The organism is Paenibacillus sp. FSL H7-0940, assembly GCF_037979415.1.
Lineage (GTDB): Bacteria > Bacillota > Bacilli > Paenibacillales > Paenibacillaceae > Paenibacillus > Paenibacillus amylolyticus.
Genome location: NZ_CP150280.1, coordinates 2,918,251 through 2,944,389 on the forward strand (window position 1 = coordinate 2,918,251; position 26,139 = coordinate 2,944,389).

Below are 26,139 nucleotides of genomic sequence, written 5' to 3' on the forward strand. Positions count from 1 at the left end.
CTTAGCCCTTAAATTACTTCATTCCCATGGCTGGCATCATGTATTGTTTAATTACAGACTCAGCCGCATACGAATTCCCTTCATAGATGACAGGCATCGATTTCAAGTTAACTTGCATACCGTCTACCATAATTTTTTTCGATCCAATCCACAATTTAATCGTTTTCCCCGCAGGCATCATCGTTTCTTCCATCATTTTGTCATCTTCCATCATTTTGTCGTCATTCATCTTCATGTCGTCTTTCATCTTCATGTCGTCCATTTTGCCCATATACATCAAAGTTACAGATCTGTCCTTGCTGTCCCACATAATGCTGTAATCATACATTTTCGCCGCCTGTCTCAATTGAACAAGCTCCATGCCATCCTTTTTAATCGTTTTCATATCTGCAGCACTTGCCAATCCAGAAAAGGCCATAGACATCACCAATACCGCTGCTACCATCACTTTTTTGCTCTTATTTGTTTTCATCATTCTTATCACTCTCCATTCGTTTATTACTTACATGGATTACAATAAGCAAGACAGCTTACGATTCTCTAAGCGAAGTATTACGAAACCATTACGATATATAAAAGGGGTCAGGTTTCAATAAAAAAACGGTTGAAATCTCTCTTACGAGAGACTCCAACCGTTTCTTCTAGGTCAAACGAATAAAATCAATCATGGATCGAACCTCGATCGGTCCCGGATTTGATATCACATCATTAGACTGCAATCCCTCTCTGGAAGTGAACTGCACCTTCACCGGAATGCCAGGAATCAAGTCGAAGAAGTTATCTGAGAAGACACCCTCCACATCCGAAGACAGCCATACCTGTTTAGCAAGCACGTCACTTTCCAGTACCAGATGAACGCCGTTCTCATCCGCTCCCCCGCTTACATTGATGTTTGCAGGCTGCAGAGCAAGGTCTTTGGACGGTACAAAATAGTGTTCCTGTACGATAGTCGCCGCACCTTCCTGTTTCAGATCCAGGCGCAGCAACGTGTTAGCTGTATCATGACCTTCAAGCCATTCCGCGTTACGTAATGACAGCACTCGATCACCTGTATTAGGTGCCAAGGTCACGTCATGTGTTTCATCACGATGCACCGTTCCATCGAACCCGAGCAAACGAATCTGTAACTGCCCTTTTACAGGTTGTAATTGATCCGAGATGATATATATATCTGTTGTATCTTCTTTTGTTCCATCTACCGATACCAACACATCGCTGAAGCTGCGTTTCGCATAATATTGCAATGCTTTCCAACGACCAAGGTAGTCCATACCTGCCCATGAAGCCACTGGCCAGCAGTCATTCATTTGCCAGTAAAGTGTGCCCATGCAGAATGGTTTGCGGCGACGGTGCGCTTCAATGGCTGTCTTCATCGCTTCCGCCTGAAGCACCTGGCTCATATACAGGAACGATGGGAAGTCCTTCGATTCATGCATGTACATATCCATGTACTGTTTGATCAGACGATTACCTGCCCCATTCTTTTGATGAGCCAGCATGACTTCCGACTCCAGAGCCAGATCCTCTTCTTCTGCGTAAGTGCGTACTGACTTGTACTCCGGGAAAGACTGGAATCCGTATTCACTCATGAAACGACCCACATGCACGTTGTAGTTCTCGAATGGTTCTACATTGTGCCACACGCCCCAGTAGTGGATATCCCCTTCAGCTGTGGATGGGTGCGCATGCTGCGTCTCATCCCCTGTCAGTGATACCAGTGGTGAGGAAGGCCAGTAATCCACACCTGGCGCATACGCTTCAACCACTTCTGGCAGCAGATCATGGAAGATGGCTTCGTAATCGGCCCAGATGCTTTCACGCTGATCGGCAGTAAATTCCTTTTTCCAACCCCAGCCACCATTCTCAACATAGTGAGCCCAAGCCGAATCAATCTCGTTGTTCCCACACCAGAGTGCAATACTTGGATGGTTGCGTAGACGTTTCACATTATCAATCGCCTCATGTCTCACACTGTTCAGGAACGCTTCATCTCCTGGATACATGCTGCAAGCAAACATGAAGTCTTGCCATACCAGGATTCCGTATTCATCACATAGTTCGTAGAACACATCCTGCTCATAGATTCCGCCACCCCAGACACGCAGCATATTCATATTGGACTCGGCTGCGGATACGATCTCATGACGATAACGTTCACGAGTAATTTCAGTGATGAAGCTATCATTTGGAATGTGATTGGCCCCTTTGGCAAAGACCGCAACCCCGTTTAATTCAAAATAAAAGGATGCTCCTGCTTCATCTTTGTCACGTACCAGCCGAATGGAACGAAGCCCACTCTTCACTGTAGATTCAGCCACAGCTCGCTCACCTTGAAGCACTTCGGTAAGGAAGGTGTACATATGCGGATCACCAAGCCCACGGCTCCACCACAGTTTCGGTTCATCAATGGAGACTGGAATCTCCACAGTCTGAGTTCCCGGTTGTAGTGATACGGATCTTTCCCATCTCTGTCCATCTGCGCCGATACGAATAGTCGTATCTACCGCTTGTGATGTCTCGACTTCCACAACAGCAGTTAATGAAGCTGAGGTAGCGCTTACTTCATTTTGCTGGATATACACATCATTGATTCGTACCTGTGTCCAACCTTCAAGACGTGCTTCACGCCAGATCCCACTGGTTACAAAACGCGGACCCCAGTCCCAACCATAGTGATACGGGGCTTTACGTGCAAAAATACTTACTCTCTTGTTGCCAAGTCCACCAACATCGGACTGATCATTCGATGCCGGTAATGCATATCCGAGCTTCTCCAGCTTAGGCAGATCTTCCTGAATCGGTGACCGAAAACGTATTCGAAGAATGTTGCCGTTCTCCTTCAATACAGACCTTACATCTGCCTTCCATACCCGGAACATATTATCTGCTGATAACACATGCACATCATTCACATACACATCCGCATATGTATCCAGACCATCAAACACCAGCTCCAGATGTTCTTGGGAGAACAACCCTTCGGCAACGTCAAATTCCGTCTGATATTCCCAATCTATCTTATCAATCCATTGTACTTCCTTCTCGTTTGTTCCAAAAAAAGGATCTGGAATCTTGCCCAGCTTCAGCAAATCTGTATGCACACAGCCGGGCACCTGAGCCGGCATCCACTCTTGATCTTCGCAAGCCTTGAACGTCCAATTCTGAAAAACATGTGATTGTATTGTGCTCATGACAGCCTCCATTGTTGTTAGAGTTGGTAAATATTATTTTGTTAGGTTTTGTTATTATAAAAACAAATAACTTACAAAACAAAATTAACATGATATGCTTCTTATAGTCAATCTGTTTTGTAATTTAATTTATTATTTAGTTTCTGCATAACAAAAAGACATGAAGCTCTAACCTCTCCATGTCTTTCACCTGATTTCATTTACCCGTATGATCATTGTTAAAATGAGCCCGTAAATTCATATCCCGTTACAGTATACTGGCGTTATATTCATCACGAATAATTAATTCCGAATAGATCAGCTTGCGTTCATAAGGTTCATCCAGGTGTTTGATCCGCCACAATAGCTGGTCTACTGCTCTCGTTCCCAGATTCTCTTTGTTAATATGTACCGAAGCAAGAATGGGTTCATCCGTCTGCGTATTGTCAAATCCGGTTACGGCACAACGTTCGGGCACCTGAATGCCTCGACTTTGGAGTGCCTGAATGACAATGACAGCTGTATGGTCATTTGCACACACGATAACTTCAGGGATATCCTCCAGCTCCATTTCAGCAATGGATCTCCGGATCTGATCATACTCTGGTCCCAGCAAGCCGTCTTGCTGTTCCCCCTCCAACTGTTTCTCTTCCAGCACCATACGATATCCAAGCCAGCGTTCTCTAAAACTTGCTGCATCGGGCAGTTGCCCGGCAAACTGGAACCTTCTATACCCTTTACCAACGAGCATGAGAACCAGTTCTTTCATACATTTCATATTGTCCGTAAAAACCGAGTCTGCGTATATGGCAGGGTCTTCATGATCCACCATGACAAGCGGAATACGCAGCCTGTAAATCTCCAGCAATACCGATGTCGAGATGGTGCCCACGGTAATGACTCCGCTGATCGCTTCGGGATTAAGGACCGAGAACATTCGATCTGAAGAGGGTTCTGTCAGCGTTAAAATATCCATCCCCTTCTCATTCAACCTCTCAGAAATGCCATCAAACACAGGCCCCCAGTATAAGGAAGCTCGATTCTGAGAACGAATGTTGGGAAACAAAATCAATATGGTGCCTTGTCGCTCCGCTTCTGGCTTCATCTCCGTTGATATCTGTGTCTCCCCCGGATAACGCTTAGGCTCAGTTCTGAAATACCCGAGCTGCCCCGCTGTTCTGACAATCATCTCGCGTGTATGCTCACTCACACCAGGCTTGCCCGTCAGCGCACGGGAGACTGCGAATTTGGATACCCCCGCAGCATCCGCAATTTGCTGTATCGTTACTCTTTTGGCCATCCTACTCACCCGTTTTTCCTAATTTTCCATTCAGTGTAGCATAAAAAACAAAAATCAACAAAACAAGGTTATGTTATTCTGTTTTTGTTAGGTAGTAGTTTATCTGTTTCACAAGGTGTGCGACATAACCAAAAAAGGCCCTCTCCCCACCTTCCATAGAAGATGACGAAAGGACCCTTTGTCCGCCAATTATACGCCTGGTGCTCCCTGATCCCCGAGTTCCGACTGTAAAACCGGGCGTTTTCTGCGCCAGAAGATAGGCTGTGGAAGTTTGATCTCTGTGATCAGAACACCAATCAACATCAGGGTTGCTCCCGCATACCCTTGCAACGTTAGCGATTCCCCTTGAAAGGTAAATGCAAAGGCTGCTGCAAACAGTGGTTCGAGTGAAAAAATCAGACTTGTTCTTGTGGGAGAGGCATGACGCTGCGCGAGTGTCTGCAGAATATACCCCAAGCCGCTACACAAAACACCTAAGCCAAGAATGGCTGCCCAGGATTCAGCCGTATCGGGCATACGTGGCGTTTCCAGCATAAATGTAGCTGCAATTCCCCACATCGCTGCAACACCCAATTGAACTGTTCCCAATGTTAACGGATCATGCTTCGGTGTGAACTTGCCAGCAATCATGATATAGATGGCATACACAAGTGCTGCTAGTATGCAGAGAATATCTCCCGTGTGCAGACTAAGCTGATGCTGAAGCGTCAGCAAGCCAAGCCCGGTAACGGCAACCAGGATACTGAGTGTCAATCGTTTATCCGGCATACGACGATGTTGGATAGTCGTCAGTATAGGTACAAAAATAACAGCCAAACTTATCAAGAATCCCGCTTGGGATGTCGTTGTTCGTTGCACACCATAGGTGATAAATACAAATGCAGCGAATAAAGCCGTTCCCATAATGGCTCCTGCCACAAGTGTTCTGCGATCCATCTTAAACAACCGCCGATGAAAAAGAAGTCCTGCCGCAATAAAGGCAATTCCAAAACGAAATGCGACCAGATTCAATTCTTGCATGGACTCCAGACCCGATTTCATAAACAGATAGGAAGATCCCCATATAACCGTTGCGAGCAGCATCTGTATGTCCGCTCTTCTTGTTGTCTGACCTTGATTAACCTGTACACCATTCATCTTGCTTCAACCTTCATTCTATGTATTCTGATCTGTGTGATCGTGCGTCAAACTAACTCGCCTTGGCAAGTATAAACGATCTCTTTGCATTATAAAAATGAATATTTATAATGGATTATATGAAATAAATTCATGCATAAAAAATGGGAAGGAACGGAACCATTCCATGTCACTGATCAAATACGAAATATTAAATACCGTTGTGGAATATGGCAGTCTCACCAAAGCGGCAGAAGCGTTGAACATCACCCAATCCGCAGTCAGCCATGCCATCGCCAGTCTGGAGACAGAATGTGGTTTTTCCCTGCTCCATCGCAGCCGCTCCGGTGTGCGGGTTACCGCTGAAGGGGAACGCATTCTGGGATACACACGTGAGATTCTGCGCTGGACGGAACTCATGAACCAGGAAATCTCCCTCATTCGCGGCGCTGAGATTGGTACGGTGCGTATTGGTACCTTCGCAAGTGTCTCCACACAATGGTTGCCGGGCATCCTGAAACAATTTCGCCTGCGTCATCCCGGAATTGAGATTAAGCTGTGGGAAGGCGATTATGCTGAGATTGAGGGCTGGCTAGCTGGAGGTGCCATCGATCTCGGATTTCTATCCCTCGGCGATTCATCACCTTTTGAGACGATCCCATTGCAAAAAGACAGGATGATGTGCATCCTGCCTCTGGATCATCCTCTCGCCTCAGAGGAGTCTGTTTCGTTTGATGTTTTACTGGAACAACCCTTTATTCTGCCCAAGTGGGGTGGAGATAACGAGATTGAACGACTGATCCGGCAGCATGCGGCCAAGCTCAATGTCGTCTATGAAGTAGCCGAGGATCAAGCCATTATGGCGATGGTCCGTAATGGCCTCGGTATCAGCTTGCTTCCGGAAATGGTTCTTCAAAATCATACCGATTCACTCGCGCTCGTGCCACTCTCTGGAGATCCTTATCGTACAATTGGCATGGCCTGCCCATCTTTGGGCAATCTGTCGCCAGCTACGCGGCGTTTCATTGAAGAGGTACAACAGTGGCTCGGCCAGGTAATGTAAATTTGGAGAACTCACTACCTGTCGTCATGATCGACTTTTTCTATCCATTACTCACGTTACTCACAAATTGGATAACACCAAGAGTCAGCAGCAGTACAGATATAATCGCAATCGTGATGCCAAAACCAATCAGGAAGCGCACGCCAGGTGAGCGTTTGTTCTGCTGACTGCCTCCCAGGTTATCCAGCTTTCGCTCAATTTGATCCAACCTCTCATTTACCTGTTTCAGATCTTGATTGGAGTTCATTCATCCATCTCTCCCTTTTCTGTGTATTCGATCTATTCCCACACCCGATCGAGCTGATCTGCGTAGTAACGGATTGCTCTGTTATAGTCATTGATTCTCTTGTCACTTGATGTGTCCGCAAGTTGCACGAGCAGTCGTTGCATCGCTTCTGCATGTTCACCCAGATTGTAGAGCACCATGGCATAGAAAACTTCAAATTCCCGGTACGCCGGGAATTCTTTCATCCCTTTTTCAAACCAAACCTTTGCCTGCTCATACTGTCCAAGCGTTCGATATGTGCTGCCCAGCCCGAGTATTGCCCCTGCTCTGTCCTCACCAGAAAGACCAAGACTTAGTGCCTTCTCATAATGCGGGACAGCTTCCCGCTCCAATCCAAGCGAATCATGTGCCCAAGCCAGCTGATACCAGACATTGGCATTCTCGGGTTCCTGGACTGTAATCTCTTGCAAAAGTTCAATCGCTTCCTGCACCTTGCCTTCCTGTCTCCATCGCACGCCCTGTTCCAAATTACTCATGCTGTCACTTCCCATCTTGCATTATAATTTCCACATATATAATTCAATTGTTTTATTATACCAAAAAAGCACCCTAGAGAATATGTTGTAACAACTCAAGGTTGTTCAAACGCTATTCCATAGTGTGCTTTTTCATTCGATGCAGCTTGTTATAAAAAATGGACTAAAGCATATTTCCACTGGACACTTCGATGACAGAACAACCTTCCGATCGCTGTTATCCCCGGATTTTTCGAATCATTTTAACAAAGGTGAAAATCCGGGGATAAAGGCGAACGCTTTCGCTTCTTCAGGTTCTTTCTGTCCTCTCCGTTTTGTGTAAATGTTTAGTCCAATTTATATAGCTTAAGCTGAAATCTCTCTGAAAATGATCTGTTCATCGTCTAATTATGACCATACCGTATTCGCTACCATAACAATAAATACGAGCATGAGATAATTAACCGAGATCAGAAAGTTCACTTTTGCCCATTTCTCATCATCCTGTGTCTTCAGTCCGCTAAGGGTATGCACAAACCAGATCAGTCCACCGACCAGAGATACAATCAGAAATACCAGACCTACGTAGTTGTAATAATACAACAGGAATACAGCAGGAAGCAGCAGAAAAACATAAGGAATCATCTGAAACTTGGTGCGTTTCACCCCTTTAACCACTGGCAACAACGGGAAGCCCGCAGCGCGATACTCCTCTACCCGGCGAATACCCAATGACCAGAAGTGTGGTGGTTGCCACAAGAATAATAGTGCAAACAGCAACCAGGCACCTGCATCAATCTCATTGGTTACAGAGGTATAACCGATGACAGGCGGCATCGCTCCCGCAATTCCACCCAGCGACGTGCTCCACGTTGAACTGCGTTTCAACCACATCGTGTAAATCACGATGTAAGCGAACCACCCAAGCAGTGCCATCCACCCTGATAACGGATTCACCAGGAAAAATAGTACTGCTAGTCCCACAACACCAAGGATAATGCCATAGCCAAGTACAAACCCTGGCTTCAGATGGTTAATGTAATCCATCCTTTTTTTGGTGCGCTCCATCTTTTGGTCCAATTCACGATCCCAATAATTGTTGAAAACACAAGCTGAAGCAATAACCAAAGTTGATCCAATCACGACCATGAGCAGAGATAACCAGTTGATATCCCATTTTGAAGCTACCCAGAATCCTACCGCCACCGCAAACACATTTAACCTTAGAAGTCCGGGCTTAGTTAATGCAATCATGTCTTTAAGCATGAGGCTCCTCCTGAACTATGTAAAAACGCCATTCCAATAATGATACATGTACCTACCATTAATTACAATCGCTTTCATGAATTTGTCATAACCAAAAAGCATCCCTCACCGTTCCAATGAACAGGAGGAATGCTTGATGATGAATTTCATCTTATTTTATGGGATGTATTGTTGCACAATTTTAGTAACTTTTCCGTCCTGCACCGTCAGATGATACGGGAATACGGATAGATCAAGAATACGGGTATTCTCATACAACGATTCGAACTTGGATAATGCCACAGGTTCATTCCACTGAATGTCTGCGCCCTGCATCGTACCATCCCGATCATACAACTGCATCAACACTTCAGCATTGGCACTAACCTCAACTTGTTCCTGCTCTTTGCTATCGTTGACAATATAGTAACCATCTGGAGCACCATCTATACCTGCTTCCGGATTGCGCTGTGCAAAAATCGCATCGGCCTCTTCACCCTGATACCAGCCAATCTTGTCCACTGTCATAAACAATTTGCCGTCTTCTATATGCATACCTTCAACATAGGCTGTAAACATCTCGGAGTTTGCAACTTGAGCTTCTTTCGCAGAAGTTTGATGAGCGTCCGTACTACCTTGAGCATTCGCAGGGGTAAGTAAATATGTAGTCAGCACAATCATACCAAGTAAAGCAACAACTGCACCGATCATTCCTAGTTTCCATTGTTTTGTCGCGTTCTTCATAGGTAACATCTCTCCTTAATATGAACGTTACTATTCCTTAACCGGAAGTCTTGCTTCTCAAACGCTCATGTGAACTATCGATTCCAACGTTCTTTCTTTTCCTATCATACTTCGAACAGGGATTATAAAAGTATCAGCCAGATTAAAAATAGTTACAATGTGCGTCATCACTCCTGTCTGTAGTCTCCGCAAACGGCAATAACCCCTGAAGGCATCGCCATTCAGGGGTTATTAACTGGGGTGTGTCTTTTAAACTCAGGCAAGTGATACGTTGAAGGATGTCTGTGTCCCAAACATCTGAAGTCCAAGCTGCCTAGTCCTGACGAATGGTCCAATCGACTAAAGAACCGAGGACGTCTTATTTGGCCATCTGGCGGTCCTTTTATTTTGTAAGGAACATGAGACACGTTATTTGCCAGAATTCCCTGAAAACACGCTAATAACGGCTGTTTATACCAATATAACGTGTGTCAGATTCCTTAGATTGCTGCGGGACTTTCAAACCCTTGAATAAGACGTCACAGGTTCGTTAGCGCACCCTCTATCTGCCCTGATCCAGATATGTTCAAGAGTTACGCTCCAGCTTTTGGCAGGTATTTGGCAGGTTTGAAGACCAGCTCAAAGTATTTCTTATGCTTACGCATAGATACTAATCTTAATGATTGGGTGTGGAGCTTTGCGCCAAACGAACGAGCATATGAGCCAACATGTGGCGTTCGTCTTCCTTGCCAACATTCCACAACTCCTGAAGCAGTTTTTCTTCACGATTACGGGGTTCCTCCCGAGCTGCCAGATAATCCGCTACTTTCTCGGCAATTTTGGCCATCTGCTCTTCGCTTAATCCGATCGACTCACCCATCGCAATTCGTTTACCCAGGTATTCTTTGAATGCATCAAAGTTCTGTAGAATCTGTTCTCTTTCTTCCGGCGCAATCTTCTCAATTGCATTGTCCACCTTGTCAGTTGAAACTTGGCCATCTTTATGGATTACATGATTTTCTTCATTCATCTGAATAACCTCCTGCATAATAGTTGTTTATTGGTTTCAAGCTTTAAACTTAATACTCATTGGTTATCTATAATATAAACGTATTGCAGAAGTTTAATCAGTGCGTTCAATTCTGTATATATCTTCTATATATGAGCAAGTACACGTTTCAAAAGAACTACAGCGGTTAATCGTTTACATATACGTAACGGTGTTTGGATATGTTAATGAACACCTTATACAATATCGAACCAGGAGGGATTTCCCATACGTGATAAAACCAAACACGAGAAGACAAATGATGAACTTGAACCAGGAGTGAATACCGTTATCCATCCAGACAAAAATAATCCCGGACCAACCGATATGATCGAAGGCGTGGTTGGTGATATCGTGAACAACATTCGCAAAGACTTCTCCCATGACTCGAAGGACAAGACGTCTTCCTCCAAGTCAACGGATTCATCGGATAAACAAGCGTAATCCTTTTCTCCCTAGCAAAAGATAGCTCAAAAAGTCCTCCTGCCACATGCATGGCTTGGGAGGACTTTTTGGTAATGAACAATTGAATAATCAACCTCATAGTTGGAGGTGAAATTCATCGTGAATCCTTGGTCATCTGCTGTAACGCCTTATGAATCCAGATCGCGGCAATGGAACCTTCACCCATCGCAACGGTTGCTTGTTCTGCGTGCAGGCCCAGATCCCCGGCAATCCACACATTAGTCGCTGCCTGCAAGCTGCGCGGATCGGCTTCCACATGTTTATTATCTGCGATTACAGCTCCAAGCTGCTCCGCCAGTTCATAGTGTACCCGGTTGCCTCCAAATGCGATAAATCCACGCTCCGACTCAAAAATCTGTCCATCTTCGGTCAGAACACCGGTGATATGGCCATCCTCAATCTGTTGTACTTCCTGAACAGCCGCTTCCAGATAACGAACTCCCGCCTCTTTCATGCTCCGATGCAGCTCTGCAGATATGGGAGCCTGCTCATGATTGATATATAACAGATCATTCGTACGCTGAATTAAAATCATCGCCATATTGGCACCTGGTTCGCCAGATCCCAATAGTACCGTACGTTGATCCTGAATCTCATAACCATCGCAATCAGGGCAGACATACACTGTTCGGCCCAGCGTAGGGGTTAGTCCCGGAATGTCCGGAACTCTATCCGTGAGCCCCGTTGCCAATAACACGGTTTTGCTCCTATATTCAGTTCCTGAAGTACCGAACAATTGGATCATCTCTCCATGACGTCCTGCTTTAACAATACGGTCTTTCTCAAAAGATACACCGGTCTGCTCTGCCTGCATCCTGCCTCGTTCTCTAAGCTCTTCACCGGATACCCCATCGGGGAAACCGAGGATATTATGATAAGTCCGGCACAACGTCGATCTGCCTTCTCCCGCGTCGATTACCAACACCTGATGAGCTGAATAACGTCCAAGCTGAATGGCTGCCTGAAGCCCTGCGAGCCCTCCACCTACAATTATGCAATCAACCTCTCGCATGCTCCTTCTCCTCCTGAACTTCCATTTATCTAATTTAATTAAACAGTTTGTCCTTATATACATTAAACCGTTCAGCCAAGCTTAAACGATTCCTGATATTGCTTATCTTATACCAAAACAAACAGACCCAAACCATCCGGCAGCATACCGGTTCGATTGAGTCTATCAGATTCATGAATATTTAGAAGTTATAAGATTCAAATCGCGATGCATTCGAGATGGCGTTCCATACATCGGCTGTTTCGCCGCCCATATACCAGTAAGCCAGTCCAGCAATTTGCCGTTGCTCACTCATTAACACTTTGGCTGATAACGAACGACTGTCCTCTGCCCATATATATCTTGGCTTACCATTACTGTTGTACCCGATAATATATTGAACCAGACTTGCATCCCATCGTCTTACAGATCCCGTAGCATGCGCACGCATTCCCTGGTCTGCCAATGTAATGTCCCAAGAGCTGGTTGCTGGATTCACGGAAGACCAGTCTCGTGTATACAATGGAAGGGCCAAAATTGTTTTGGCACGTACCACCTCGGAGAGCATGGTATCCAAAGCCTTTTCCACCCATGGAAGAGACGCCACTGATCCTGCTTTCGGATCACCGTTCCAGTGTTCCTCGTATCCCATCAGCACCATATAATCCGATACAGCGCCCAGTTTGGCATAATCAAATGCATCGGTCCAATCAGTACCCAGGTCGGGCGAAACGTCCACGGACACCACAGCACCGAGTGCGTGCAACGTAGCTGTCAAAGAGGTCACAAATGCCGTCAGCCCTTCACGATCCGCAGGATCAACATTCTCGAAGTCCACATTAATGCCGTCCAATTTATAGGTTTTGACATAAGCGGCTACCTGTGAGATCACTGCCGCTCGGTTGGCTGAGCTGGATAACATCTGATGGGTAAGTGCCGAATCGGAACGATTCCCAAGTAATGGCCATAGCTGCCTGTCGGTGGCTGATGCCCAGGAGATCAATGCAGGGTCCGCGTGATCTGTTACTTTCATACTGCTGTTCAGGAAAAACCAGCGTGGGACAAGTGTGTTGACCTCAGACTGTTCCACTTGTTTCTTGAATTCAGTTGTAGTGGAGTTATATTGCCAGCCCAGCTGAACGCCAAGTTCATCCCCACGTTGTAACTGCTCAGACCATGTTTTCTTTTGTAAAATGGCATCGAGCATTACGGCTGCTTCTTCTCGCGTTACCTGGTCATGTGGTCGAAACACGCCTCCACTTCCCCGCATTAGTCCAAGTTGATATACCGTTTGAACATAAGGACGTGCCCAGTCCGAGATATCCGCTGCGTCAAAATACGTTGAAGATAAGAGTGATGTCTCTACGGGTTGTTGTTTTAACATTCGAACAAGAAGGGCAGCCGCTTCTTCGCGCGTAATGGAAGCATTAGGCTGGAACGTTCCCTGACCCTTACCCTCCAAAATAAAAAGATTCGTCATGGCGGCAACGTTGCCGTAATACCAAGCATTCATGCTTATATCCTGATAGGGATTAATATTATTTTTAACGGGCTTCAAACCTAGTAATCTCACCGCAAACGTCGCAAATTCTGCACGAGTAACGGCTTTCTTCGGTTCAAACGTAGTCTCTGACGTACCGGCAGCAATGCCTTTTGCCACCAGATGTGTAATGGCATCCTTGGCGTAACTGGTGTGCGTATCCTGAAACTGTTGCTGCACGGTTGCGGCCTGAACGGTAGAGCTGTATCCAGCCACCGATCCAAGTGTTAATAACCCGCATAAAACCGTTTTCCATATCCGTTGGTTCGTTATGTCTTTTAATCTATTATTCACGTCAAAAAGCCTCGCTTCATTGGATTACGATCAACTATCATCGTATCAAATTGAAGCGAGGCCGTATGTGGTTAAATGTTGGGAAATGCGAAGCTTACTTGTGTACTTTAACGCGCTCTTCAATTGGTTGGAATTCTTTCTCACCCGGTGCTGCCGTTGGTTTACCAAATGGCATTTGAGCGATCAATCTCCAGTTCTCAGGAATGCTCCATTCTTGCTTCACTTTCTCGTCAATCAACGGGTTGTAGTGCTGCAAAGATGCACCCAGACCTTCTTGTTCCAGAGCAGTCCAGATTACTAGTTGCAACATACCGTTGGATTGGTTAGCCCAGATTGGGAAGTTATCAGCATAAGCTGCAAAATTTTGTTGAAGCTGTGCGATCGCATTGTTATCTTCGAAGAAGAGAACCGTACCATATCCGCTGCGGAATCCAGTCATTTTCTCTGCTGTGGATTTGAAGGCTTCTTCATTACCTACCACTTCACGCAAAATTTCTTCTGTGTGATTCCACAATTTATCATGTTGTTCACCGAGCAATACAACGGCACGGGATGTTTGTGAGTTAAAGGAAGTTGGTGTATATTTCACCGCTTCTTCTACGATTTCCTGGATTTTAGCATCCGAAATTGTAGATTCCTTGCTGATTCCATAATAAGATCTTCTGTTTTTCAACGCATCAAAAAAAGTTGTCATTCTTATTCGCCTCCCAAATTTTTTTTCAATTGCCAACATAGTAACTATAATATAGTAACATACATTAGTCAACAAACTAATGTATTTTCACTAAATATACATTCACCAAAAACAATTCAACAAGTTTGCCCAATACAGCAATTGAAATTATCCTTCGCCCGTCTTTTTACGATAATCCGCCCGGTATTTCTCTTCAGTAGACGAGTTACTTTTTGTCTGATCTTTATTCTTCTCTTCCTGAGCTTCCATATTCAGATCTTCCATCGGAATTGGATCTACAGTCTGTTCTTCTTCATGTCGGTCAAGCAGACTTTCGTGCTCTGTCTTATATTGTTCAGGATTGTCACGGGATTGTTCCTGTTGGGTATCGTTGTTATTCTGATCCGGTGTGCGCTGTTTCATTCATATTCGCCTCCTCTGGGTTCATTACCTTTCTTTACCTGTTCTGCGTGTCCTCTAAACACAGTGGTATGCATTCCTCAAACGAAAATCAACAAAAAAAGCCAACCAGACAAGCTGGTCAGCTCAAAGACGACTTCTATGATTGGCGATGCAATTGGGTACGGTACAGATCAGGCGAACATCCCACACTTTGTTTGAACATCCGACTAAAATGCGAAAGGCGTTTGAAACCGGACAATCGACTTGCTTCTGTCACGGTGATCTCAGGCTGAAACTGAAACAAAAGCTTCGCCTGATTGATACGGCGGTCATACAGGTATTTGAATATCGTCAAACCTGTCATTTCCTTAAACATGCCTGCCAGATATGGCTTGGACAGATGTAATTCCAGTGCCAGATCATCCAGACCAATGTCCTTCATATAATGGGTATCCACATAACGAATAATGTGTTGGACATGCCGCTCCCTTTCCGATGAGGGAAGTTGTTCCTGGACATCACCCTGGCAGATCTCTGCTACAAAATACAACAGATCACACAGTCTGACATTCATTCGCTCTTGCCTGAAATTGCTCTGACTTTGAGACAGACGATGAAGATCATGCAATAGAGCTTCGAATTCAGAGCGGTTATCTCCCTTCAGATTGACCCGGCAATTTCTGAGTTCTTCAAATGGTCTCAGGACCTCAGCCATACGGTCCGGATGCAGGCTGCTGCGGATTGCAGACGGATCAAAATGCAGTGTGCTTCGCTCATAAGCACTGCCTGGCTTCGGATGTGGTCGATGAAGAGTCAGGCCATGCATTAACACCAGATCACCCGGCTCCAGGTTATATACCCGGTCTCCTATGATATAGGTACATTCTCCATCATGAAAATAATAAATCTCATAATGTGGATGTGAGTGGAATCCATCTGACTTGCCTGGGTTAAACGTGCTGGTGGATCGGTAACTATACTCCAGCGAAGCGCTAAATTGCATCATGCTCGGCACATTCATGCACCTCCTGTTCGGAAGAGGGAAACGATTTGTATCATGCCCCTGTAGGATATATGAAAGTGAAATTATAGAAGCTGTTTAATACTCTCTTGAATCTCGTCGATGGAGTCGACAGGTTCGAAGCGTCTGACCACACGACCCTCTGCATCAATCAGGAATTTTGTGAAATTCCATTTGATTGCATCGCCGTGTAACCATTCTGGTGCCTTCTCAGCCACCATTAATTTCAATAATTTTGCCTGTATATCTGTTTCATCAAAGCCTGCAAAAGGCCCTGATCTTTTCAAAAAGTCGTAGAGCGGGTGCGCCGCTTCTCCATTCACATCCAGTTTGGAGAACATCGGAAATTTCACACCATAGTTAATCTGGCAAAACGATTCCGCTTCCGAACTGCTTCCAGGCTCTTGCTCTGCAAACTGGTTACACGGGAAACCAATAATCTGAAGTCCTTGATCCTTGTACTGGTCATACAGCTTCTGCATGTCATCGAACTGGTGCGTATATTTACATTTACTTGCCGTGTTTACGATGAGCACAGGTTTTCCTTCATATTGATAGAGCGGGAAACGCTCTCCACTGGTTCTGGTTACGGTAAAGTCGTAGATGGTTGGCATAAGTCTAGTGCACCTCGCGATAGTTATGTAGTCATACAGCATCATATGTCATTGTTAATTATATACGAAGTTTGAACTATTGTATTGGAGAAGATATTGATCGTTCAGATTAGACTTAGAGATATTTGAAAATATATCGATTACTCAACTGCTCTAATACTCATAACATATTTGGTTCTGGGCAGATACTTTATTTCCAGCGTTTTATCTCGATTTTCCCAGGCGATATCCCGAGTGTTAATCAATTCCATTTGATTTATTTCGATGGTTTGTTCCCTCCATTTCTTGCCCATGGATCCTATGTAGTTCGGTTTACCTGTTACTGTTTCGTAATCTTGGGAGAGATAAGGACCTATATCCTGGATACCCGACACTATCTTAGGAGCAAAAAGTAATATCAAGCCGATACCAAAAATGATGCAACAGCACTTGAAAGATATTCGTTTTACGATGTTTTTTATCTGCTTCATGCCATGAAACAACCCCATACCAAGTGTAAATACTGCCATGGCTGCTCCAATCAAATTTAAAAAGATCCAACTAGGAAAAAAGGTTAGAAAGAACGAAGAAACACCAACCAATATAAAAACAATAAATATGATTATACTCATCTTCAACAACATCCTCTTCCTTCATTTAAATATGTCCCATGAATCCCGATAAAGAATCGCCTCCAATGGATAAACTCAGATCATGAATTAATTCTCCCTTTCAACAGAAAACCCTTCTGCCGCGAAAATCTCTTCGTTCAGCAAAAGGGTTATTATATGGGATCACAGTGACAGCAGCTTCAGCCCTTCACGGCACTTCCGGCCACGCCCTGAATGATATAATGCTGACCCACGAGGAAAACGATGATCATCGGAATAATGCCTGCCGTGGCAGCGGCCATCATGCCGTTGTAATCCACATTATTCTCCAGAATAAAGTTCTGCAGTCCGAGCGGAACGGTGTACAAGTCTTTGTCGATCAGGAACACAAGCGCATTCTCATAGTCATTCCAGTGCCAGGAGAAATCAATAATGGCCAGTGTAGCCAGCGCTGGCTTCGCCAAGGGCAGAATCAGCCTGAAGAATATGCGCAGGTGACCGGCACCGTCGATGAACGCCGCTTCCGAGATCTCTGATGGCACGGACAGGAAAAATTGTCGTAGCATAAACACGCCAAAGATCGTGAACATTCCGGGCAGGATCAATGCCCAATGCGTATTATATATGCCTACCCATTCAAACATCAGGAACTTCGGTACAAAGAGTACCTGCGGTGGCACCATCATCATCGAGAGATAGATTAGGAACAATGTCTCCCGACCTTTGAATTGAATCCGTGCGAAGCCATAGGCTGCAAAAGCCGAGAGAAAAACAGCTCCGACCGTACTAATTAACGATATTTTCAACGAGTTCAGATAATACGTCGCAAAGGTGTCCGCTCCACTCCAAACCTTAATATGATGCTCCCAGTTCAGGCTGGAGGGTATCCACTGGATGGGATAGGTGAATACGTCCGCAGGAGATTTGAACGACGTGCTGATCATCCAGATAAACGGCATAATCATCAGCAAAGCAAACCCGGACATCAGAAGTGTCAATATGATTTTTCGAATCTGGCTCAAGGACTCCATGCGGACTTTAACTTTAGGTGAATGTGGAGCTGTGGGCTTCGCATTCGCGGCAATTTGTTTCTCCATAACGATCCCTCCCCTCCTTAATAGTGAACCCAACGTTTCTGACCGAGCCACTGCAAAACAGTGAATATCATGATGATGGCAAAGAGTGCCCAGCTTATGGCGGCAGCGTATCCCATCTCGTAATATCGGAAGGCATTCTGGTAGATAAAAAGTGACAGGACGGTTGTGCTGTTCCCCGGCCCACCCTGGGTAATCGCTTGAATGATACCAAAGTTTTTGATCGTCATAATCAGCCCCGTAATCAGTAGCAAAAAGGTCGTTGGACTCACAAGCGGCCAGATCACTTGGCGTATCGTCTGCCAAGGACGGGCTCCATCTATCCGTGCAGCCTCAACCAATTCCTCCGGAATTTCCTGCAAAGCGGCCAGATAAATAATCATGTTGTAACCCAACATGAACCAGATCCAGATGATATCAATCGCATACATGGACCATTCGGTTGTTGATAACCATCCGGGTGGATTCGTAATACCGATCCCCCGCAAGAAGCCATTAATGGGCCCCGATGTTGGCTGGAACAGCAGCATCCAGACAAAAGCGATGGCAACACCGCTGGTGATATAGGGCATAAAATAGAGGGCACGCAGCGTTTTTTGCCAATACACCGACTTGTTCAGCGCCACCGCCACGATAAAAGCCAACCCCATCGATACCGGAACCGCTAACAGAAATACAAATGTATTTCGCAGCGCCACGCCAAACAGATCATCATTCAACATCCGACGGATATTGTCCAGCCCTACGAAATTCGTCTCCGGGCTCATGAATTTGTAATCAGTAAACATGAGATAGAACGAATAAACAGCCGGTATAATAAAAAACAACAGCACGCCAATCATATTGGGCCCAATAAACAGATACCCGAGTCTGCTCTGCCGTTTCATCCAGGATTTATGCATATGCTCCCCACTCCTTAACATCTGTTCTGGAATTAAGCATAACAAGATGTCCTCTAACATTTAAGGAACATAACCCTGTACCTGATATCACAGATATATGTATTTCGGCAGTGCCTTTCGGGAGAGAAACAACATGGAATTGTTCTATTGCTTATATAGAAAAAACCGCCCCATTGGGACGGCCTTTGGACTCATTGCTTTTGCAACCTATTGATTCTGCTTCAGCCAGTCATTATGGCGTTTGACCATGTTCTGTACCGTAACTTCGGCAGTCTGGTTACCAAGGAAGAACTTTTCATACTCCTGTGCACGCAGATCAACCACTTCCTGCGCAATGCTGCGGACAAACGTAGGTGTCTCGTCACCATACAACACAAATTCCAGTGACTCCTTGTCATAAGAATCGGCATAATCGCCAAGCAAATGATCAATGGCAGTCTGCTGATCAACGGCATTGGATGAAGGCAAACGTCCACCCGCAGCCATCGGCATCATTCCCCCATCGGCGTACCATTTCAGGAACTCCCATGCGGCTTCTTTATTTTTCGACTTGGAATTGATCGCAATAAAGTCACCCAGTCCCCCACTCTTCACCATATCTGCTTCTTGTGCAGCCAGTCTCGGTACAGGGGCAAAGGCGATTTTCCAATCCCGCGGGAACTCGGTCATATTGTTTGATGTGCGGATCAGCCATTCGCCGATATTAATCATGGCAGACTCACCGCCAAGGAACATGTTTTCCACCGGCATTTTGGAAGTCAGCTGCTCTCCGAGCGGAGGGGTGGTTGCATCCTCCTTCATCATTCCGTTCAACGTCTCCAGCCATTTGGTAACGAGTGGATCATCGAGGTTGGAAGTACCGTCTGCCTTAACATAACCGTTCTTCACCAGAACGGAATCGAGCGGATCTACATAGGAAGCGGTATGCTGCACCAATCCGTACTTGAAGCCAGCAGCCTTCAGTTTGAGTGCATATTCACGGGCTTCATCCCATGTCCAGGCTTTTGGTACACTCAGTCCGGCCTGATCAAGCGCTTTCATATTTAAAGCGAAGAAGGCAGCGTTTTTCTTGGTTGGCATCCCGTAATATTTGCCGTCCACTTTCCAGGAAGCCGCATCTTCACCCATTTTCTCATCAATGTTGTAGTCGGTGAACTCGCCCAGATCCAGTGCTGTACCGCCCTTGATGCGTTTATCCAGATTTGTGAGGGTATAGTTGACATACAGGTCCACGTTCTGCCCGGTGGACAGCGCCGTATCCAGCTTCAGGTTGCCATCATCATCATTCACAAACCGCACATATTCCACCTGAATATCAGGATGCTCCGCATTCCAGGTATCCACCACTTCCTGTGGACCATTCTCGGGCGGCACCGCGCCCCACATGGTGAGCTTCACTTTTCCCCCTGCCGCTCCACCTCCGTTATCTCCACCGTTCGTCTCATTTTTACCTACACAGCCGGCAAGCAAGCCCAGCATCAGCGCACCTACGATTAATCCCGTTAATCCTTTTTTGATTCTCATCTGGTCACATGACCTCCCTGAATTGAAGTGTACCTTCCGTTACATCGTAGCAGGGACCTTGCTGGGTTCATAAGATACATATCCATGATTCGGATTGAACAAAAATACGGATTTACTTGTGCTTGCCTGAGCACTCGGTACACATATTCCTTCTACTCATCCTGTGAGTCACGAACGATGGCGATACTGGCTGGGCGTGCAACCGGTCCAACGCTTGAATATTTTAATGAAATAATTATCACTTCCGAACCCCACCCGGTAACCAATCTCCTGTACAGGAAGGTCCGTCTCGCGCAAGTATTCAGCCGCTTTCTCCATCCGTACCCCATGCAGGTAATGAATCAGGGTATGGCCGGTTTTCTTTTTAAACAAAGCACTCACATAATTCTCACCCATCATCACATATCGTGACATGGATTTGACGGTAATGTCCTGGTCGTAATGCTGTCCGATATACTGAATTATTTTGCTAATCTCCGGATGTTTCACAATCGGCTCACGAACAGGTGCAAATGGAAGATCCGTATCAGACGGGGGCGCAGAAGAGACCGTAAGAGAATCAGGCGAAACAGGCGTTGATGTGAGAACCGGTGTGGAAGGTGGCACTTGATGATGATCTGTCTCTGTCCGGGCTTCAGTCGAAGCTCCCAGTTCTGCACTTACTTTACGGAGTGTATCACGCAGTGAATTCACACTCATGGACAGTTTCAGAATATAATTGGAAGCCCCGTATTCCATTGCCCGGCGTACATATTCGAACTCCCCCATACAGGTGAGCATCACAAACTTGGTTTTTAACCCGGCCTGACGGGTCTGTTTGAGTAATTCCAGACCATCCATACCTGGCATGACAATATCGGTCAGTACCAGATCCGGTGTATCCTGTATAATCATCGCCAGCGCTTCGGTACCGTTACCAGACTCTCCGATGACCGTAAAGCCCAGCTCTTCCCAGGAAATAATCTCTCGCACCGACTCACGTACAAATACTTCATCTTCCACAAGTAATACCTTCCACATGCCAGATTCCCCTCTCCAGTCGTCTAGTGAGATCGCTTCTGTACGTACGGCGTCGACAATAAAAAAGGAATGCTGAACCTCACTAATGTCCCCGGCTTGGTATCAATCACTTCAAGTTCACTTTGGCCTTTGAACAATAATCGCAATCGTTCCTTAAGGTTAGACAGGCCGATCCCCGGACGTGTGCGGGTCATCTGCTGACGCCGGGATTCCTCCATTCCAATTCCGTTGTCTGCCACCTCCAGCATCAGCTTTCCTGTGTCTTTCCTGTAAATTCCGATGCGGATCTGACCAAGCTGCTCCAGTGGCCCGACACCGTGGTGAATGGCATTCTCCACCAGTGGCTGCAAGCTCAGCTTGGGCACGAGCGCATACTCAAGTTTTTCGTCAAATTCACAAGTCACCTCAAAGCTATCACGGTAACGAATCCGCTGGATATGAAGGTAGGCTTGAACCAACTCAATCTCGTCCTTCAGGTATACCAATTCGACCTGTGAATTCAGGCTGACCTCCAGTAATTTGCCCAAGGAAACACACATCTCGGAGATCTCTTCATTCCCGCTCCGGATCGCACTCCATTTCATTGTATTCAATGTATTCAGGAGAAAGTGCGGATTCATCTGGGCCAGGAGCATATGAAAATGTACCGCTTCCTTCTGGCGTTCCTCCGCCTTGAGTCTGTTGATCATCTGATTGGCATCATCCAGCATCGTATTAAACGTGCGTGTCAGTTCCAGCACTTCTCCGCGGCTGCGGCCTTCAGGGATACGGACCTTGAGGTTTTTGCGTACTACCTCCTTCATCTGGTTCTGCAGATGTGATAAAGGCCGAGTGAACGTCGCCGAGATCATAAAGGCCATGAGCACAAATGCTGCTGTGAAGCCAAAAAACGTTAAAAAATAGCGTTGCTTAAGCCCCGATATCTCCGTGAACAACACAGCTAGTGGAATACGATTTACCATGTACCAGTCCAGTGACTCGATGTATACGTAGTTAATCAGCGTATCTGAATCATTATCCGTCAGATAGGCCTCTGCCGGATGAAGTGCAATTTCCCGGGTCACGTCTGGGGAAAGTACCGCTTTTTCGGACGAGCGGGCAATCGTTTCCCCATTGCCAGTAATCAGGAAATACTCCTGATTGCTCTGCGAATCCTTCAGCATAGACTGAAACCAGTACGAATAATCGATGCTGATCCGTGCCATTCCGTACCTTTTGCCGCCACTGTCCTTCATATACGCATAGAGGGACAACAGATACGGGCTGGAGGATAGCTCCCGCAGGACATGGTTGGTATCCCGGGCATCCCAGCGGTAGAGCAACTCTTCTGATGGAAACGAGTTTGAATCAGTGTTGCCCTTGATGAAGGTCATTTCTCCAAGATGCTTGCGAAATTGTTCCCGATAAGGGCCATAGGCCAGAGCTTTTTTGGGCAAATACGAAGTGTAAACGTTATCATGAAAATCTAACAGTGTGAAGTACACGGAAGGATTATATAGAAAAAAGCTGTTGTTGATCATCTTGAACTTCTCTTCCACCAACGACTTATTCTCAAGCGGAGAACGATTGTCTGGAGAAGTCAGGACGTTTCTTACGGCTGAATCCTGTTCCAGAAAAATCAGGGTTTTGAATGCAATACTCATCTGGTCCTCTAGAGAACCATACATCTGCACCAGTTGCTCGTGGCTCTGTTCGCTGATTTTTTGCTCAACCAGAGATTCGATCTGTCCATAGTTGTAGACATTAAGTACGCTGAATGGCAGCAGAATCAGCACCACAAACGCACCAAACAGCCGATACCTGAGCTTATGCGGCAAAAAGGTCTTCCAGTCGGGCTTTGTCATCCTCTCAGCGCTCCCCCTGCAATTATTGAGATCATTATACCATCAGTTCCCCCGCTTCGGCCGGGGCCGGGCTCATTCGCATGGATATGTGATACCAGTTGCCAGGGAAGGGATAGAGATACACAGATTTGTTCTATTGCATTAAAAAAACCGGAGATCTGGGATCTCCGGCTAGGCTAGATATAACGACTTAGCAAATTAGGATATAGGCTCCACTCCCCAGACAAGCTCGCCGTTCCGGTAAAGAGTTACCTTGGTCCAATCGGCAAAAGAGGTCTGCAGCGGGTTAAAGGAATAATCATCCCCTTCGCTGTAATTGGACCAGTCTGCTTTGTGCAACCGGGTATGTATCTCCCCAGAGGTTCCTCCGACCGGGATTACGCCTGCTCCGGTGCCGAACTTCAGTTCCAGATAATGGTCCGCTCCAGAAACAGGTGCAGGCAGTTTCACAATGCTGCCGCTGATCTGACTGCCTCCAAGCTGTGCATAATCACAGAAAAAGGATTGTGGTTTCTCCCCGTCCACTGTATACCAGTAACGAATTGTCAGTTCATTCAGGCTAACTGCGGAGGTACCGTTGTTGTGAATGACAAACTGCGGTTTCATTTGGTTATCGAGCAGATTTGTATCCCCTGCACGATAGGCTAGAGTCAGATTGCCAGCAGGCTCTGGCGGCCCTCCACCCTGGACCTTTGCGGAAGCTTGAACGGAGTTCACACTCTTCCCAACGCTGTTAACCGCATTCACCACATAGTAGTAGGTGGTTCCAGCAGATACCGCCATATCCTTATAGCTTGTTCCCGATACAATGGCCACAGATGTATACGGTCCGGCTGCTGTCAGCGACCTGTTTACCGTATAGGAGGTCGCACTTGCAGATGCACTCCAGCTTAGATTGATGCTGTTGTCGCTAACCGCAGTGGCAGTCAGATTCTGCGGAGCGGCAGGTACTGCCTCGACCTGGACCGTCTCTAATACGGACCAATAGGCTGGCTTGGACTGGAGTCGCTCGTCGAAAAGCAGCGGCCAGTTGTTGCGGGCGACCGGGAAGGTTCGTAGCCAGGTATTGGCATCATCCTTGCCCCACAAGGTAACATTTTTGACTGTATCCGTATGCCTCAGGAAGATCTGGAACAGGGACTTGTACAGCGCCGCCTGCTGTGTCTTCAGTTCTTCCGGGAAGATATCATAAGATTGCGAATCATTGGAATATACACTTACATCAAGCTCAGTAATATGTGTTTCGAGGCCCAGCGCCTTAAATTTGACAATGGAACTCTCAATTTCCGAAAGGGTTGGATAAAAGAGGCTGATGTGTGTTTGATGGCCGACTCCGTCAATAGGCACACCCTTGGCTTGAAGGCGAGTGATCAAATTGTAGAGGGCCTGGCTTTTGGCCGGCTCATGGGTATTGTAATCATTAATGAACAGCTTCGCATCCGGGTCGGCTGCATGGGCGAATTCAAATGCTTTCTCAATATATTCTTCCCCGGCAATCTGGTACCACAGACTGCGCCGCAGGCCATCCGGTTCGGAGGCATCAATGACTTCATTCACAACGTCCCAAGCGTAGATCTGGCCTTGATAACGCTCCATTACCGTCTCAATATGCTGCTGCATCCGTTCATACAGCACCGTTTTGCTCACCAGATTGCCGTTGGCATCGTGGAATACCCAATCCGGAGTTTGTGTATGCCAAACGAGGGTATGCCCACGTATCTCTTGTCCGTTCGCTGCTGCAAAAGCGACTGCGGCATCCGACCCGCTGAAATTATACATACCCTCTTGCGGCTCGGTACTGTCCCATTTCAGAACATTGCCTGGTGTCAGACTATCAAAATGCTTCGTAAGCAGCTGCTTGTCAGGTTCGGTCAGCAGTTCATTGTTCGTGAAGGCCGTCCCAATTCGAAACTTGCCCGCAAAAACATCCTGTAGGGAAGGAATGTCTTCTTCGATCACAATGGGTCCGAGATCCGGCAACTTCTCCAATCGGAAATCATCCACATAAAAAGAAGCTGTGGCACGGTCTGGCACTTCAAAATAAACCGATAACTGATTCGCTGGTTCCAGCATTTTAAACTGTGCAGTAAGCTTGGTCCATCCGCCTGCGGATGCGGTACCAAATGTTAAATTTTCATAATGTGTTGTATCTGGCAGGGTACGCTGTAAAGACATATTGAGGTTTGTGCTGGACGCTCCCGCCGGAAGCTTCACCCAGCCAGTGAACACATACGCCTGTCCCACCTCCAAAAGTTCTGTCACATCCAGCGCTGGCCCATGCCATGTCATAGCACGCCCGCTCACTTCCAGTCCATAATCTCCGGTACGCGCTGCAACGGCGCTTGCATGAAGCGTTTCTACTTCACCGCGTCCGCTCCAGCTCTGGACCGTGCCATCTTCAAAATCATGACTCAGAATCAAGGTATTTTCCCCTTCTGCCGCATGGACAGATGAAGCCGCCCAATACAAAGGAACTAACAACGTTATCATCAAAACAAATTTAAGCGCTTTCAAAAATATCATTTTTCTCATCGCTTCCATTCTCCTTTATCGAATATTAGGATGAATTCCTTATTCCAAAGGCTAAGGCCATATCCACCTCCTTGGTTTTAGTTATAAAATCAGAGTCCTCATTCAAACGGATACGGGGGGGCATACGTTCGGATAAGGACTCTATATGGTAAATTATAGTATAAATTGTCTATGATCTACAACTGAAATGTACTTCCCCCTCTAATTTCGGTTAGAAATGCAGTTTA

Annotated in this window: 24 protein-coding genes; 2 read left to right on the plus strand and 22 right to left on the minus strand. The window is 46.2% G+C overall.

Features of this window, described 5'->3' with window-relative positions; all coding sequences use genetic code 11:
- Window positions 1–13: 13 nt before the first annotated feature.
- From MHB71_RS12565 to MHB71_RS12580, 4 genes are all read right to left on the minus strand, one after another.
- Window positions 14–475 (minus strand): hypothetical protein, encoded by a 462-nt coding sequence (locus tag MHB71_RS12565; RefSeq protein WP_340029779.1) that lies wholly within the window; start codon window positions 473–475, stop codon window positions 14–16.
- A gap of 166 nt (window positions 476–641) precedes the next feature.
- Entirely contained in the window at window positions 642–3,191 is a 2,550-nt protein-coding gene (locus MHB71_RS12570; protein WP_340029780.1) for a glycoside hydrolase family 2 protein, read from the minus strand.
- A gap of 247 nt (window positions 3,192–3,438) precedes the next feature.
- Window positions 3,439–4,470 carry a LacI family DNA-binding transcriptional regulator gene (locus MHB71_RS12575; RefSeq protein ID WP_340029781.1) on the minus strand — a complete coding sequence of 344 codons (1,032 nt, stop codon included), beginning with the start codon at window positions 4,468–4,470 and terminating at the stop codon, window positions 3,439–3,441.
- Window positions 4,471–4,659: 189 nt separating this feature from the next.
- Window positions 4,660–5,607, minus strand: coding sequence for a DMT family transporter (locus tag MHB71_RS12580; RefSeq protein ID WP_340029783.1), 948 nt, complete (start codon window positions 5,605–5,607; stop codon window positions 4,660–4,662).
- Between the two features lie 166 nt (window positions 5,608–5,773).
- On the opposite strand from MHB71_RS12580, the gene MHB71_RS12585 reads away from it, so the two are divergent.
- Window positions 5,774–6,649, plus strand: a complete 876-nt coding sequence (locus tag MHB71_RS12585; protein ID WP_282321731.1) for a LysR family transcriptional regulator — start codon at window positions 5,774–5,776, stop codon at window positions 6,647–6,649.
- A gap of 40 nt (window positions 6,650–6,689) precedes the next feature.
- Here the strand turns inward: MHB71_RS12585 and MHB71_RS12590 are convergent, their stop codons facing one another.
- The 5 genes from MHB71_RS12590 to MHB71_RS12610 all read right to left on the minus strand — a co-directional run bounded on the left by MHB71_RS12590 (window position 6,690) and on the right by MHB71_RS12610 (window position 10,388).
- Window positions 6,690–6,896 (minus strand): hypothetical protein, encoded by a 207-nt coding sequence (locus tag MHB71_RS12590; protein ID WP_340029784.1) that lies wholly within the window; start codon window positions 6,894–6,896, stop codon window positions 6,690–6,692.
- A gap of 32 nt (window positions 6,897–6,928) precedes the next feature.
- Window positions 6,929–7,411 (minus strand): tetratricopeptide repeat protein, encoded by a 483-nt coding sequence (locus MHB71_RS12595; protein WP_340029785.1) that lies wholly within the window; start codon window positions 7,409–7,411, stop codon window positions 6,929–6,931.
- A gap of 387 nt (window positions 7,412–7,798) precedes the next feature.
- Window positions 7,799–8,656 (minus strand): heme o synthase, encoded by an 858-nt coding sequence (gene cyoE / locus MHB71_RS12600; protein ID WP_340029786.1) that lies wholly within the window; start codon window positions 8,654–8,656, stop codon window positions 7,799–7,801.
- 156 nt (window positions 8,657–8,812) lie between these two features.
- The gene (locus MHB71_RS12605; RefSeq protein WP_340029788.1) at window positions 8,813–9,379 is read right to left on the minus strand and encodes a hypothetical protein; all 567 of its coding nucleotides are present in this window, start codon (window positions 9,377–9,379) and stop codon (window positions 8,813–8,815) included.
- A gap of 655 nt (window positions 9,380–10,034) precedes the next feature.
- Window positions 10,035–10,388 carry a DUF3243 domain-containing protein gene (locus MHB71_RS12610; protein WP_036609024.1) on the minus strand — a complete coding sequence of 118 codons (354 nt, stop codon included), beginning with the start codon at window positions 10,386–10,388 and terminating at the stop codon, window positions 10,035–10,037.
- A gap of 297 nt (window positions 10,389–10,685) precedes the next feature.
- On the opposite strand from MHB71_RS12610, the gene MHB71_RS12615 reads away from it, so the two are divergent.
- Entirely contained in the window at window positions 10,686–10,850 is a 165-nt protein-coding gene (locus tag MHB71_RS12615; protein WP_340029789.1) for a hypothetical protein, read from the plus strand.
- A gap of 115 nt (window positions 10,851–10,965) precedes the next feature.
- On the opposite strand, the gene MHB71_RS12620 is transcribed toward MHB71_RS12615, so the two are convergent.
- The 13 genes from MHB71_RS12620 to MHB71_RS12680 form a co-directional block, all read right to left on the minus strand.
- Window positions 10,966–11,883: an NAD(P)/FAD-dependent oxidoreductase gene (locus tag MHB71_RS12620; protein ID WP_340029790.1), complete on the minus strand. Its 918-nt coding sequence runs from the start codon at window positions 11,881–11,883 to the stop codon at window positions 10,966–10,968.
- A gap of 181 nt (window positions 11,884–12,064) precedes the next feature.
- The gene (locus MHB71_RS12625) at window positions 12,065–13,696 is read right to left on the minus strand and encodes an S-layer homology domain-containing protein (RefSeq protein WP_253507756.1); all 1,632 of its coding nucleotides are present in this window, start codon (window positions 13,694–13,696) and stop codon (window positions 12,065–12,067) included.
- A gap of 94 nt (window positions 13,697–13,790) precedes the next feature.
- The gene (locus MHB71_RS12630; protein ID WP_074094703.1) at window positions 13,791–14,390 is read right to left on the minus strand and encodes a nitroreductase family protein; all 600 of its coding nucleotides are present in this window, start codon (window positions 14,388–14,390) and stop codon (window positions 13,791–13,793) included.
- Window positions 14,391–14,537: 147 nt separating this feature from the next.
- Window positions 14,538–14,792 carry a hypothetical protein gene (locus MHB71_RS12635; protein ID WP_036609033.1) on the minus strand — a complete coding sequence of 85 codons (255 nt, stop codon included), beginning with the start codon at window positions 14,790–14,792 and terminating at the stop codon, window positions 14,538–14,540.
- A 136-nt stretch (window positions 14,793–14,928) separates the two neighbouring features.
- Window positions 14,929–15,777 (minus strand): AraC family transcriptional regulator, encoded by an 849-nt coding sequence (locus MHB71_RS12640; protein WP_235200750.1) that lies wholly within the window; start codon window positions 15,775–15,777, stop codon window positions 14,929–14,931.
- An 80-nt stretch (window positions 15,778–15,857) separates the two neighbouring features.
- Window positions 15,858–16,406 (minus strand): glutathione peroxidase, encoded by a 549-nt coding sequence (locus MHB71_RS12645; RefSeq protein WP_036609037.1) that lies wholly within the window; start codon window positions 16,404–16,406, stop codon window positions 15,858–15,860.
- 140 nt (window positions 16,407–16,546) lie between these two features.
- Window positions 16,547–17,017 (minus strand): hypothetical protein, encoded by a 471-nt coding sequence (locus tag MHB71_RS12650; RefSeq protein WP_076318600.1) that lies wholly within the window; start codon window positions 17,015–17,017, stop codon window positions 16,547–16,549.
- A gap of 179 nt (window positions 17,018–17,196) precedes the next feature.
- The gene (locus MHB71_RS12655; protein WP_100528989.1) at window positions 17,197–18,027 is read right to left on the minus strand and encodes a carbohydrate ABC transporter permease; all 831 of its coding nucleotides are present in this window, start codon (window positions 18,025–18,027) and stop codon (window positions 17,197–17,199) included.
- Window positions 18,028–18,110: 83 nt separating this feature from the next.
- The gene (locus tag MHB71_RS12660) at window positions 18,111–18,992 is read right to left on the minus strand and encodes a sugar ABC transporter permease (protein WP_036670532.1); all 882 of its coding nucleotides are present in this window, start codon (window positions 18,990–18,992) and stop codon (window positions 18,111–18,113) included.
- 207 nt (window positions 18,993–19,199) lie between these two features.
- A complete protein-coding gene (locus MHB71_RS12665) occupies window positions 19,200–20,516 on the minus strand; it encodes an ABC transporter substrate-binding protein (RefSeq protein ID WP_340029791.1) in 1,317 nt (438 codons plus the stop codon).
- A 168-nt stretch (window positions 20,517–20,684) separates the two neighbouring features.
- On the minus strand, window positions 20,685–21,536 hold the full coding sequence (locus MHB71_RS12670; protein WP_340029792.1) for a helix-turn-helix domain-containing protein: 852 nt from the start codon (window positions 21,534–21,536) through the stop codon (window positions 20,685–20,687).
- Between the two features lie 23 nt (window positions 21,537–21,559).
- Window positions 21,560–23,380 (minus strand): sensor histidine kinase, encoded by a 1,821-nt coding sequence (locus tag MHB71_RS12675; protein WP_340029793.1) that lies wholly within the window; start codon window positions 23,378–23,380, stop codon window positions 21,560–21,562.
- Between the two features lie 198 nt (window positions 23,381–23,578).
- Window positions 23,579–25,912, minus strand: a complete 2,334-nt coding sequence (locus MHB71_RS12680) for an endo-1,4-beta-xylanase (protein WP_340029794.1) — start codon at window positions 25,910–25,912, stop codon at window positions 23,579–23,581.
- Between the last annotated feature and the right edge of the window lie 227 nt (window positions 25,913–26,139).